This is a genomic window from Salinibacillus xinjiangensis (assembly GCF_009649735.1).
Taxonomy (GTDB): domain Bacteria; phylum Bacillota; class Bacilli; order Bacillales; family Alkalibacillaceae; genus Salinibacillus; species Salinibacillus xinjiangensis.
In genome coordinates this window covers 36,321-48,445 of record NZ_WJNH01000010.1, presented here as the reverse complement: position 1 = coordinate 48,445, position 12,125 = coordinate 36,321, and the positions used below count along the sequence as shown (strand labels likewise).

General features: G+C 34.6%; 16 protein-coding genes. 13 read left to right on the top strand and 3 right to left on the bottom strand.

Annotated elements, in window-relative coordinates; translation table 11 throughout:
* Positions 1-81 precede the first annotated feature (81 nt).
* From GH754_RS14940 to GH754_RS14905, 8 genes are all read left to right on the top strand, one after another.
* Positions 82-837, top strand: coding sequence for a class I SAM-dependent methyltransferase (locus GH754_RS14940; RefSeq protein WP_194841370.1), 756 nt, complete (start codon positions 82-84; stop codon positions 835-837).
* A 149-nt stretch (positions 838-986) separates the two neighbouring features.
* Positions 987-1,235: a hypothetical protein gene (locus tag GH754_RS14935; RefSeq protein WP_153729488.1), complete on the top strand. Its 249-nt coding sequence runs from the start codon at positions 987-989 to the stop codon at positions 1,233-1,235.
* An 80-nt stretch (positions 1,236-1,315) separates the two neighbouring features.
* Positions 1,316-2,518 carry an MFS transporter gene (locus GH754_RS14930; protein ID WP_153729487.1) on the top strand — a complete coding sequence of 401 codons (1,203 nt, stop codon included), beginning with the start codon at positions 1,316-1,318 and terminating at the stop codon, positions 2,516-2,518.
* Between the two features lie 171 nt (positions 2,519-2,689).
* Positions 2,690-3,238: a GNAT family N-acetyltransferase gene (locus GH754_RS14925; protein ID WP_153729486.1), complete on the top strand. Its 549-nt coding sequence runs from the start codon at positions 2,690-2,692 to the stop codon at positions 3,236-3,238.
* 184 nt (positions 3,239-3,422) lie between these two features.
* A complete protein-coding gene (locus GH754_RS14920) occupies positions 3,423-3,959 on the top strand; it encodes a GNAT family N-acetyltransferase (protein ID WP_153729485.1) in 537 nt (178 codons plus the stop codon).
* A 399-nt stretch (positions 3,960-4,358) separates the two neighbouring features.
* Positions 4,359-4,934: a histidine phosphatase family protein gene (locus GH754_RS14915; RefSeq protein ID WP_153729484.1), complete on the top strand. Its 576-nt coding sequence runs from the start codon at positions 4,359-4,361 to the stop codon at positions 4,932-4,934.
* Between the two features lie 124 nt (positions 4,935-5,058).
* Positions 5,059-5,478, top strand: coding sequence for a hypothetical protein (locus tag GH754_RS14910; RefSeq protein WP_153729483.1), 420 nt, complete (start codon positions 5,059-5,061; stop codon positions 5,476-5,478).
* 49 nt (positions 5,479-5,527) lie between these two features.
* Positions 5,528-5,911, top strand: coding sequence for a VOC family protein (locus GH754_RS14905; protein WP_153729482.1), 384 nt, complete (start codon positions 5,528-5,530; stop codon positions 5,909-5,911).
* 96 nt (positions 5,912-6,007) lie between these two features.
* On the opposite strand, the gene GH754_RS14900 is transcribed toward GH754_RS14905, so the two are convergent.
* Positions 6,008-6,907, bottom strand: coding sequence for a glycine betaine ABC transporter substrate-binding protein (locus tag GH754_RS14900; RefSeq protein ID WP_153729481.1), 900 nt, complete (start codon positions 6,905-6,907; stop codon positions 6,008-6,010).
* A gap of 189 nt (positions 6,908-7,096) precedes the next feature.
* A complete protein-coding gene (gene cudC, locus GH754_RS14895; RefSeq protein ID WP_153729480.1) occupies positions 7,097-7,648 on the bottom strand; it encodes a choline uptake/conversion transcriptional regulator CudC in 552 nt (183 codons plus the stop codon).
* A gap of 293 nt (positions 7,649-7,941) precedes the next feature.
* On the opposite strand from cudC, the gene betB reads away from it, so the two are divergent.
* The 5 genes from betB (at position 7,942) to GH754_RS14875 (ending at position 11,844) form a co-directional block, all read left to right on the top strand.
* Positions 7,942-9,411 carry a betaine-aldehyde dehydrogenase gene (betB, locus tag GH754_RS14890; RefSeq protein WP_153729479.1) on the top strand — a complete coding sequence of 490 codons (1,470 nt, stop codon included), beginning with the start codon at positions 7,942-7,944 and terminating at the stop codon, positions 9,409-9,411.
* Positions 9,412-9,482: 71 nt separating this feature from the next.
* Positions 9,483-9,617 carry a hypothetical protein gene (locus GH754_RS19830; RefSeq protein ID WP_267206678.1) on the top strand — a complete coding sequence of 45 codons (135 nt, stop codon included), beginning with the start codon at positions 9,483-9,485 and terminating at the stop codon, positions 9,615-9,617.
* Between the two features lie 557 nt (positions 9,618-10,174).
* Complete coding sequence (gene yiaA, locus GH754_RS14885) at positions 10,175-10,624, top strand: inner membrane protein YiaA (RefSeq protein WP_407690675.1); 450 nt, start codon at positions 10,175-10,177, stop codon at positions 10,622-10,624.
* A gap of 278 nt (positions 10,625-10,902) precedes the next feature.
* The gene (locus GH754_RS14880) at positions 10,903-11,601 is read left to right on the top strand and encodes a Crp/Fnr family transcriptional regulator (protein ID WP_153729478.1); all 699 of its coding nucleotides are present in this window, start codon (positions 10,903-10,905) and stop codon (positions 11,599-11,601) included.
* Between the two features lie 105 nt (positions 11,602-11,706).
* Positions 11,707-11,844 carry an anti-repressor SinI family protein gene (locus GH754_RS14875; protein WP_323742046.1) on the top strand — a complete coding sequence of 46 codons (138 nt, stop codon included), beginning with the start codon at positions 11,707-11,709 and terminating at the stop codon, positions 11,842-11,844.
* A gap of 64 nt (positions 11,845-11,908) precedes the next feature.
* On the opposite strand, the gene GH754_RS19735 is transcribed toward GH754_RS14875, so the two are convergent.
* The gene (locus tag GH754_RS19735) at positions 11,909-12,121 is read right to left on the bottom strand and encodes a response regulator (protein WP_323742054.1); all 213 of its coding nucleotides are present in this window, start codon (positions 12,119-12,121) and stop codon (positions 11,909-11,911) included.
* Between the last annotated feature and the right edge of the window lie 4 nt (positions 12,122-12,125).

Here is a 12,125-nt window from a genome sequence, read left to right as displayed (position 1 = left end):
CAAAACATTTTTAGGGGCACGGAAGAATAATAGAATAATAATTTCTTCCGTGTTATTAAACTATACATGGAGGGAAAAACGTTGAAATTAGATAATAAATTAAACGATGCATTCGAATATAATGGTAGCTATTTCGAGGAAATTGGTGATTTTATCAAAGAAAATTACCTGGAATATGGATTTACTAAAGGTACCAAACAGGAAGTGGATTTTTTAGTTAAAATCATGGATCTTCCTCAAAATTCTAGTATTCTTGATATTGGTTGTGGTCCAGGTCGTCATTCTTTGGAGTTAGCAAGACGAGGGTTTAATTCAGTTGGAGTTGATATTTCTTCTGAATTTATTAAATATGCTAATCAAGTAGCAAAAGATGAAAAACTTAAAGCAGAATTTTTTGTTACTGATGCTCGTGAATTAAAATTTAGTCAAGAATTTGATGGAGCGATTTGTCTTTGTGAAGGTGCTTTTGGATTAGCTGGTAACGAAGATAATCACCGAAAAGTTTTAAAAAATGTTTATAATGCACTGCGTCCAGGTTCTTTATTTATATTAACTGTTATTAACGCTTTAAGTGCTGCCAGAAGTATAACAGATAATAGTGAATTCGATGTTTATACCTGCACTAAAATTGATAAAGATACAATTACAAGTCCTGAAGGTGAAACAAAAGATGTTAAAATATACACTACGGCTTTTACTTTCCGCGAATTGAAATTTTTAATGGAAAGTGAAGGCTTTGAAGTGGAAACTGCATATGGCTGTTCGGCTGGCGATTTTAGTGAAAAAACATTGACTGTTAATGACATGGAAATTATGATGATTGCTCGACGAAAATAAAAAAGAAAGAGGTCTTGGGTTTTATCCAAGACTTCTTTTTTGTAATTTTCTTTTTCAACAAACGAAGCAGTAATGTTGAACAATGAATTGGTTATTCATGGTCGAATTTTAATGAGTTTAATTGCTTTAAACCGAAATGGGGGAGTAACTTGAAAAAATCTGTTGCTTTATTTTTTGTGTTTCTTTTATTAGTTGGTTGTTATTCACCTTCACTTGAAGAGGCAATAAATAAAAAAGGATATGAAAATGTAGAGGTCTTATTCCAAGATGACACTGATAAAATTGTAATCTTTTCTAGTCGGAACAAGCCGAATCAAACACTACATACATTGAATTCTATTAGTAAAAACACAGAATTTATCTATATGACCCCTTTGGAAATAGAATGGAACTTTTAGAGTGGGAAAAGTAAAAAAATCGGGTTAGTTACTTATAAAAGTGTACCTAACCCTTGATTATGCTACTGGGGGAATGATCTTTGAGAGGTTTTAAAAATATAATAATTACCTTTTTTTTATCTGAATTTAGTAGGGCTATGTACTTTGTATCAGTAACTTGGCTTTTATACCAACTAACAAACAATGCACAATATACAGGAGTATTAGTAGGTCTTGGTTTTTTACCTGGACTTGTTTTGAATTTGTTTTTTGGTGTTATTGTTGATAGATTTAATCGAAAAAACCTATCGATTTTAGCTAACCTATTATGTACTTTTTCAATGGCATTATTATTGTTCTTTTTTGTAATTGATAAGGTAGACCCTTGGTTAATAATTGGTGTTCATATGATTTTGCAGGTTTCTGGCTCATTATTTCGTCCAGCCATACAAGCTTTCATTGCAGAATGTTTTGATAAAGAGTATTTACCAAAAGTATTCTCTCAATCATCGTCTGCTGCAATTGTAGGAGGATTACTTGGAGCTTCAGTCGGGGGGCTTATTATTAGCTTTATTTCTGTTTCGGGCTCTATGTTAATCGTAACTGGAAGCTTTGCTATTTCTTCGCTTTCGTTGATATTAATTAGAGGTAAGGTGAAACAAAAACAAGCGATAACTAAAAGAAATTCTATTGGCAAGGACATTACTGATGGTTTTCTCTATATTAAAAATAATAAGTTTTTACTAGGTCTATTTATTATTATGTTAAACGGTCAACTTGTCTTCCATACAACTTTAGGTTTTTTGTCAGTATATACAGTAGATTATTTGCTTCAGTCTGCTACTATTTATGGCTTATTAGATGCTACAATCTCATTAGGGGGAGTTCTTGCTGGATTATTTGGAACATGGTGGTGGAAAAAAGTCAAAAGTAAAATTGCTCTTTATTCACTGTTCATTGTATTAGTTGGCTTATTGTTCGTTGGAGTCACTCCTATATTATCACTTTCATTTTTGGGAATTTTCCTAATTGGACTTGGCACGACTTGGATTCGTGTACTTCTGCAATCGGTTCAACAAATGGCTACTGATCCAGAGTATCACGGTAGAATGGCGAGTTACCGAATGATTGGGAATCAAGGTTCTGTTGTCATAAGTGCTCCACTCCTTGGCTGGATAGCATCAAATTTTGGAGCGAATTATATATTTCTAAGTTTAATGGTACCAATAAGTTTATGTATTTTGTTAGCTTTTTTCCAATCGAATCAAGAGCCATTTACGAAAATAACAAGAAAGATTGCATAAGTTAATGAGCCTCGTTAGTATTTGTAATGTTTTTTTTTATTTCATGATCTTAAGATGTAAAATAGTGTACTTAAATTAAAGGATGCGATTGTGGAACATGGCAGTCGCTTCTTTTGCTAACGGGCAGATTACTACAACAAAATCAACTTTTAAAAGTGAGGGGGAGAAAGTATGTTTTATTTTAAACTTAATGAGGACTCTGAATTACGATTGCTAGAACCAAGACATGCAGAAAACCTATTCAATTTAACTGATAAATCAAGAAATTATCTTAGAGAATGGTTGCCTTGGGTCGATGTTATAAAAGAGAAAAGCAATTCAAAAGGGTTTATAGAAGGGACAATGAAGCAATTTAGTAATAATAATTGCTTTCAAGCTGGAATTTGGTATAAAGGTGAACTAGCAGGGGTTATAGGCTTACATGGTATAAACTGGGCTAATAAATCAACTTCATTAGGTTATTGGTTAGGGGAAGAATATCAGGGTAAAGGTTTAATGACAAATGCTTGTAAATCAGTTATTGAATATTGTTTTAATGTACTAAACTTAAAAAGAATAGAGATTCGTGCAGCAACAGAAAATCTCAAAAGTCAAGCTATTCCAAAAAAACTTGGTTTTCAAAAAGAAGGTTGTATCCGAAGTTCGGAATTTTTATATGATAGGTATGTTGATCATTATGTATATGGATTGATAAACGAAGATTTTAACCGAGTTACTTAATAAAACGGAAATATTTGGGGACAAAATATTTCTGTCCTTGTGTCGCTAACGGGTGCAAATATTGAATAAGAAGTTGTCGGTGGCAGCTCCTATTGTGTTAAAGGGCAGGTTAATGGAACAAAAAACTCCGTTAAATATGACACGATACTCTGTATGGAACAAAAGAAACGAGGGGAACTTTATTATGATTGAATTAAAATTTTTCGAGCGTTCAGATTTCCAACATCTAATAGATTGGATTGAAACACCAGAGTTTCTACTTCAATGGGGAGGTCCTAATTTTAGTTTTCCATTAGATGAACAGCAATTAGAAAACTACCTCAACAATGCCAATAGTGACAATTCTAATACATTGGTTTATAGCGTTATAGAAAAGGAAACTGGGAAAGTCATAGGACATATTTCGTTAGGGAATGTTGATAGAAAAAACAAATCAGCAAGAGTTGGAAAAGTTTTAGTTGGTGATAAGAATGTAAGGGGAAAAGGTATAGGTCAACAAATGATGACAGAAATTCTTAAAGTTGCATTCGATGAACTTCGCTTACATAGAGTTAGTCTCGGAGTGTTTGACTTCAATTCCTCTGCAATTGCTTGTTATGAAAAGTCAGGATTTATAAAAGAGGGATTATTCAGAGACGCAAGAAAAATAGGTAATGAGTATTGGAATTTATGGGAAATGAGTATTTTAGAAAATGAATGGTTTGAAATAAATAAAGGTTAGCTTTATTCTGCTAACGGGGGCGTTCCTGTAACAACGGTAATGCTCTTTTGCTTATTGAAGTAAAGAGCAGTAATACTCAATAAGTTTTTATGGATTGTTATAGTAAAACAAGTAGGGGGTGATGAAGCGAATTTTGTACAAGCGTTAATGTTTATTGTTACTATAATGCTTTTTCTATACACTGTATTAGGTAAAATGGTTTGGGATTATCCAGTTTCAACGTATTACTATATTTGTTTATTTTTCTCATCAGGAGTATCGCTGACTTTATTGTTTAATTCAAAAAAACATCAAAATAATTAAACTAATGGGGGCTTATCTGAACAATGGATACAAGCCTTTATTTGTTACAAGGCAGGTTATTGGAATAAGAGTAAGTTATGAACAAGGGGGAGTTTAATGGAAATAGTATTTATTAGACACGGACAAGGGGAACACACTTTAGATTTACCTAAAAGTCTACATACTCCAGACCCTGCATTAACAGAGGAAGGAATAATTCAAGCCAAAACTTTAAAAAATCATTTTCCTTTATCGCAATCAGATGTAATTATAGTTAGTCCAATTAGAAGAACCTTACAAACAGCACGAATTTGGAGTGAAGGAATAAAGTGTCAAAAAATAGTTAGTCCGTTAGTATCTCCAAGAATGTTTCCTCAAAATCCAGAATGGCAAACACTTCCTTGTGATGAAATCCTAACAAAAGAACTAATAAAAGATGATTTTAATGATTTTTACCTTGAAGAAGAACTTTCAAATGAATGGTGGTTAAAAGGGATAAATAAATTACCCGAAAAAGAGTTTAAGGTTATAGCAGAAGGATTTTTAGAATGGTGTAAGCACATTGGAAACAAAAGAATATACATAGTTTCACACGATGGAACAATAACGTCTTATAGACAACTTATTACTGGTCGAAAACTCAGCAGAAATGATTTTCCAAAAGAAACTGGGTTTCTAAAAGTTAATTTATAATATTAAGCTAATGGGACAATTTTAAAGAAGGAAATCGCTCCTTTTTTATTGAAGTAAAGAGGAGCAATGTTAAAAAATGTATGTTCTATCTTTCTTTTAGGGAAAGCTATTTTTGGTGAGAAACATGAGAATAAGAACAGCTTTATTAAGCATAGTGATGCCAGGGCTTGGTCAGTTATTCAATCGTCAATACATTAAATCCATCACATTTTTAATTATAGAACATTCTATAAATCGTCTATCCCATCTAAATCAGGCACTTTATTTAGATATGAATGGATTACATAAGGAAGCATTATCAGTAGTAAATTATGAATTTGCGATGTTTTATCCTGGATTTTATGTATTGGTCGTGTTGGATGCAGTAATGAACACAAAAGAAACCAAAGATACAAAATTCATTTACTGGTTTATTTTATCTGGACTATTAGGGACAGTTGGTATCATTTACTCAAGGTTTATTCCTATACCTGTTTTTACAGTTGGGTTCTCTATGGCTGTTTTAATGCTAATCGGTACTATTCATTGTTCTAAAAATAATTAATAGTATTCTTCAACTAATGCTTTGTAATAGCCGTTTGAGAGGGGAAAAAATGAAACTAAGAATGGAATTGTTCGTGAAGAATATAGAAAAGTCAATGGAGTTTTATAGTAATGTGTTAGGTTTTAGCTTGCCAAAGGATATAAATAAAAAATACGTACCTGTTAGAAAAGATGATGTAGTGTTAGGTTTAGGGGAAATGAAAAATTTACTTAAAAATCATCCTCTTAAAGCGACTGAGGGTCATCAAATCGGTTTAGGAGTTGAAATAGTCTTAGAAGTGGAAGATGTAAAAGCTATTTATGACAAAGTAGTTGCAAAAGAATATCCAATCCATACCAAATTGACTAAAAGACCTTGGGGATTGGAGGATTTTAGAATAATTGACCCCGATGGATACTATTTAAGAATAACCTCTTCAACGTCAAATGACTAAAATTCATTGTTTTACTACAATAAAAAATGAGCGTTGAATCAACGCTCATTTTATAATACATAATTATTTGTACTCCAAAACTAAACTACTTACTTCTTATTTTACCCACTCATCAACCAATTCTTGATTCTCTTTAATCCATTTCTTAGCTCCATCAAGTGGTTCTTCAGCATTTTCTACATAAGCGATAAGCTCACCAATTTGTTTGTCATTCATCTTCCAATTGTTAAGCCACTTGCTCACTTCTGGATGATCTTCTCCAAAACCTTGTCTTGTAGCATGGTAAATCTTTTCGACACCACCATATGTGTTTTGCGGATCTTCTAGGAATTTTAAGTCATATTTGGAGAATACGGAGTGTGGACTCCAAAGTGGTGCCACAATCGGTTCTTCATTTTCTACTGCTTTACCAATCTCCGCTAACATGGCTGGTTCAGAGCTTGGCAGTAATTCCAAATCAAGATTATAATCTTTAATCAATTGTTCCGTAACCTTCATCGTACCTGCACCAGGTTCAAAACCAACAATTTCTCCATTAAACATTTCTTTGTGTTCATTTAAGTCTTCTATACTATTAATTTCTTCTAAATAAGTTGGAACAACAAGTCCTACCTTGGCATTATCAAACCAAGCAGTTTCTGCGAAGTTAACGGTATCTTTATATTCCTCATAATAAACAGCATCTTGGACCGGTAACCATAATTCTAATGCAGCATCTAGCTCGCCGCTTTCTAACCCCTGCATCATAATACCGATGTCCAACACCTGTAATTCCACGTTATACCCTTTATCTTCTAAAATGGCTTTCCATAAATTTGTTACGGCAATATTTTCAGCCCAGTTAATTTGGCCAATCGATATTTCTCCCTTACTTTCCTCTGTTTCAGCATTTGCCTGATCGCTGTTTGATTTCCCGCTAGTGTCGCCACATGCTGTTAATACAACAGCCATTAGTAGTGCTAAGATGAAACTAAGATTTTGTTTCCATTTGTTCATGTTGTAAAACTCTCCTTTATTATTTCTATATATATTTAAAACATTCCAAACATTAATTTTGTTTGGAAATATTTTAACAACAAAATTGCAATAAACCTACCTCTTATTTTTAAAGAGGCAAGTGTAACATCCATATACTGAGTAGTCTATAGTTGATCCTTAATAGACTACTCAATAACTTTTTTCAATTTATTCCTGTTCATCACCTTTAGGCAAAAACTCAAAAATCTTACCACTTCTTATACTTGCAACTAAGTCTTCCAACCAATTATAGTATGTTTTAGATTCTTCTAATTGGTCATAGTATTTTTTTGCCTCTGTAACGACGTCTGGTTCGCTGGATTCTTTTATGACATTTATTAAATCTTCCTGCGCTTCCTTGATTGCTTCCATGTTCATTTTTACTTCTCGTTCCCACATTTGACAATAAAACACCATAAAGGAACGGAAGAAGTTTTTTTCAGCTATATAGGTATGTTTCCTAGAACCGCGTGTAAATGTTTTTTTAACCATCTCGATTTCTTGAAGCTTTCGGACACTAGTACTCATACTCGGCTTACTCATTTCAAGTTCTGAACGCATTTCATCAAGCGTCATTTGATCCTTAAAGTACATGGTTGCATATAAATTTGCAGCAGATGGTGTTACACCATATAAATCCATTGTCTCTGCAATTGCTCCAATAACTTTATCTTTGGCTTCCTCTATTTTCATTTTGGATTTTTCAGTAGATTCACTCATAAAATCGCTCCCTCAATGTAAAGTAAAGCGTGTTAAATATTTTTAAAATTTTTTTCACAACATTTATGTTAACGTGTTCAGATTAAATGTCAAATGGAAAAACAGGATTATATCTTTTTTAAATGTCGACTAGCTTAGTATCCACTACTATTCTAGCTGATTCTATTTCTTTTTAAACTTTTTGTTATACATGATTAATCTTTGACAGTCTTCAAAAGAAATGTTACCATCATTAAAAACGTTAAATAAATTTTTAACAAACTAAATTTAGTCTGAAAACTGGAGTTGATAGAATGAGTATAAAACAACAATACATAGATGGTAAATGGGTTGGTGCAAATTCAGGGAATACGCGTGATATTATTAACCCTTTTAACCAGGAAGTGATTGCTACTGTTCCAGAAGGTGATCAAACGGATGCAAAAGCGGCAATTGCTGCGGCGAGAGCGGCGTTCGATAGCGGAGAATGGTCATCCACTCCTGCAACCGAGCGCGGACATATTGTAAGGAAAATTGCTGAATTAATAGAAAGAGATAAAGAGGAGCTTGCTAGATTAGAATCTTTAGATACGGGTAAAACGGTTGAGGAAAGCCGCGGAGATATGGATGATATCGCAGGTGTATTTCGTCATTATTCAGAACTTGCAGATAAAGATGGTGGGGAACTGATTGACTCTCCGGTGCCAAACTCTATTAGTAAAGTAGTCCGTGAGCCTGTTGGAGTTTGTGGTCAAATTACCCCTTGGAATTATCCATTACTCCAAGCATCTTGGAAATTGGCCCCAGCCTTGGCTACAGGTAATACGCTAATTATGAAGCCAAGTGAGATTACACCACTTACTACCATTAAAGTGTTTGAGCTGATGGAAGAGGCGGGAGTACCTGTTGGTGTAGCGAATCTAGTTCTTGGTGCTGGTCATACAGTTGGTGCAGAGCTTTCTAGTAATATTGATGTGGATTTGATCTCGTTTACAGGAGGAATTGTGACTGGCAAGAAAATCATGCAAGCGGCAAGCGTTAACGTGAAGAAGCTTGCACTTGAGCTTGGCGGGAAAAACCCTAATATCATTTTTGCTGATGCAGACTTTGAGACAGCTGTTGATCAAGCATTAAACGGGGTATTCTTCCATGCTGGACAAATCTGTTCTGCTGGTACTAGATTAATAGTAGAAGAAAGTATTCATGATAAGTTCGTGAACTCACTTGTAGAGCGAGTGAAAAAATTCAAGCTAGGTAACGGATTTGATGAAGATACACAAATGGGCCCACTCATTTCAGCTGAGCACCTTGCGAAGGTTGAAAAGTATGTAGAAATGGGTATTGAAGAAGGCGCGACATTAGCAGTTGGTGGTAGCCGTCCGGAAGACCCAGAACTACAAAACGGATTTTTCTATTTACCAACGATTTTCACAGACTGCACAACAGATATGAATATTGTTCAAGATGAAGCTTTTGGTCCTGTGATCACCGTTGAGAAATTCCGTACAGAAGAGGAAGCAGTAAAGCTAGCTAATGACTCTATCTACGGACTTGCGGGTGGCGTTTGGACAAGCGATATCGTAAAAGCAGAACGTTGTGTCGCAAAGATGCGCATGGGTACCGTTTGGATTAATGAATTCAACCTCTACTTCCCACATGCACCATGGGGCGGATTTAAGCAGTCTGGTATTGGACGTGAACTTGGAAAACAAGGAATTGAGGAATATACTGAAACGAAGCATATTATGCATAATCTTAAACCTGAACCTATAAATTGGTTTTAAGAAGTAGTATTAAAGGTCATGAGCTGGGCTCATGGCCTTTTTTGTTTATGGGACAGTTCTGGTGTAGACGGATGGGAATAGGTGTGCATTTGACGGCATTACCTGTAATAGTGGCGGGAATGATGCCGCGAGTTGACGGGATGATAGGGCGTGGACGGGAATATGAGGGAAAAAGACGTGATTACGTTGATAGTCAACTAGAATAGTAGCTGAAAGGACAGGAATTCTGCTGCTATTGACATGAATGCTCATCCAAGAGACGGAATGCTTTTTCCGCTAAAATGATTAGACGTAAATCATCTGCATGTTGACCGGATTCTCCAAAAACTGACGGAATAAACATATAATCTGACGTGATTAATAGCATAATAGACGGGTTCCATAACAGAGCCCCAACTTAAGATATAACTTTTTCGAAAAAATTGATTGTTATAACTCAAAAACTGGACATACCCGCATACGGAGGGGGTATACATTTAGAAAAACATTGATGGCTACTGCAATACTTATGGTGAAATGAAGTCTATGGTTACAGATTTAATAAAATCAACACCATTAGAGGAGTAAACAGTTGTGGAAAGAATTGAAATACCGGACGTTACGGATGGTAAGAAGGGGAGTTTTCGAGAGTAACTCAAGCATTAAAAATTTTCCGTCAATTACATTGGCAAAATATGCTATTATGGATGTAACAAGCACTGTAGAAGAATTTTGTTAAAACGAACAAAGGGGGGAGAAGGCAGTGTCTAATGAAAATGAGGCCATCGTTGAAAAAGAGGAAATAGAAAAACCTTTGCCTGAAAAACAGAGAGTGGAAGGTGAGCCGACAGCTGCGTTTAAGGGGGCAGCTTGGTCCGCGTTGTTCATAGGTGTGATTGCTTATTTGATTGGGCTATATAACGCAGACATGCAGTTGAATGAAAAAGGATATTATTTCGCGGTGTTAGTGTTTGGTCTTTATGCTTCTGTGTCCTTGCAAAAAGCGGTACGAGATAAAGAAGAGGGTGTTCCAGTGACAAGCATCTATTACGGGATTAGTTGGTTCGCCTTAATTATAGCCATCTCTTTAATGGGAATTGGGTTATATAACGCTGGAAGTATTACATTAAGTGAAAAAGGTTTTTATGGAATGTCTTTTGTTCTCAGTATTTTTGCAGCCATTACGATTCAGAAAAATATTCGTGATACACAAAGGGCTAGAGAAAATGAATAATATGACGAAAGGATCCAATCTATTTAAATAGAGTTGGATCCTTTTTTGTAAATATTCATTCGTTTGTTTAGTACAAGAGGATATTACGAGATGTGTTTTAAAGCGACTTTGAAATTAGGATATTATTATATCAATTTAACACAAAAGGTTTAAAATTTACCTAATGAGGTATTAATAACTCATTAATTTTTCAAATAATTCCAAAATTAAGAAATCAAGCGCAAGTTATATGTTATCATATTATATGGCTATAGTAGTATAAAAGATGGGGTGATTGGATGAAGTCAGAGCAATCTCTAGATAAAATGTGGTATTTATCTAAAATTGGTTTTTTTGAATTTTTACCAATGGATGATTTGAAAATATTTTCATCATATATTGATCATCAAGAGATCCGAAAGAGCAATCTGATTCAAACTCCAGAAACAACGAAAAATGGCCTTTTCTTTGTAAAAGAAGGAGCTGTACGAATATATGGCATAAATAAAGATGGCAGAATGTTTACACACAGTCTGCTAGGGCCGTATAGTACTTATGGAACTTTACGCTCATTTTCTTTGGGGACAGAAAATGTTTATATAGAAACGATTTCTGATGTCCATCTTTGCTCTGTTTCAGAAGCAGATTTTCATGTTTTATTGAAGGAATATCCTTCGTTAATATATAAAGCAATGGAGCTATTATCTGATAGACTAAGAGAAAGGGAAAAAATGCTTGAAATAATTGCAACTGGTAGTGTGAGGGAGCAAATGATGCATTTACTCTTTTCCATGGCAGATACATATGGGAAAAAGGGACAGAGCTTTGTAGATATACCATTCCCTTTATCTCACCAGGAAATTGCCAATATGTTAGGGGTAACAAGGGAAGCTGTTTCAGCAAATATGCGCTACCTTAAAGATAGAGGATATATCTGTAGTGCAGGGAGAAAAACGATAAAAGTCAATCAGCAGGCTATTCCTTCACTTACTAATTGACAATAGAAAGCTAAGTTTGTGAAATAGATTACAGAAAATGAATTAATCTTGCTCTATAATAAATGAAATGGATGAGGATATACGTTCAAGAGGAGGTGGGGAGGCGTGTTTGATAGAGAAAATACAGTTTCAGAAGAGAATTTAGATCCTGATTGGATATACTTAATCCAAGAAGCCAAAGCGTATGGGCTCAATATTGAAGAGATAAGAAACTTCTTAATCCTTGGGAGTGAAAAGTATTAAACACGCAAAAACTTGACCTTACCAAACTATTTCATGTTAAGGGGCATATCCATACAGACCTTAACTATTTCAAAGCCCCTCTTATTTCTTCTATTAATCCAGCTAAATGTGGTTTTACAATAAACCCCTTCGCACCTGCATCATATGCGGATTTCATATTTTGTTCCGTTCCTAAAGATGAACGCATGATTATATTTGCTTCAGGGTCTAAGCTGATAATACCTCTCAGCGTTGATATACCATCTAATTGGTCCATGGTTATATCGAGTAGAACAATATCA

Coding starts and splice junctions, on each gene's coding strand:
- GH754_RS14925 (WP_153729486.1), top strand. CDS start 2,690: ATGTTTTATTTTAAACTTAATGAGGACTCTGAATTACGATTGCTAGAA.
- GH754_RS14920 (WP_153729485.1), top strand. CDS start 3,423: ATGATTGAATTAAAATTTTTCGAGCGTTCAGATTTCCAACATCTAATA.
- GH754_RS14915 (WP_153729484.1), top strand. CDS start 4,359: ATGGAAATAGTATTTATTAGACACGGACAAGGGGAACACACTTTAGAT.
- GH754_RS14910 (WP_153729483.1), top strand. CDS start 5,059: ATGAGAATAAGAACAGCTTTATTAAGCATAGTGATGCCAGGGCTTGGT.
- GH754_RS14905 (WP_153729482.1), top strand. CDS start 5,528: ATGAAACTAAGAATGGAATTGTTCGTGAAGAATATAGAAAAGTCAATG.
- GH754_RS14900 (WP_153729481.1), bottom strand. CDS start 6,907: ATGAACAAATGGAAACAAAATCTTAGTTTCATCTTAGCACTACTAATG.
- cudC (WP_153729480.1), bottom strand. CDS start 7,648: ATGAGTGAATCTACTGAAAAATCCAAAATGAAAATAGAGGAAGCCAAA.
- betB (WP_153729479.1), top strand. CDS start 7,942: ATGAGTATAAAACAACAATACATAGATGGTAAATGGGTTGGTGCAAAT.
- GH754_RS19830 (WP_267206678.1), top strand. CDS start 9,483: ATGGGAATAGGTGTGCATTTGACGGCATTACCTGTAATAGTGGCGGGA.
- GH754_RS14880 (WP_153729478.1), top strand. CDS start 10,903: ATGAAGTCAGAGCAATCTCTAGATAAAATGTGGTATTTATCTAAAATT.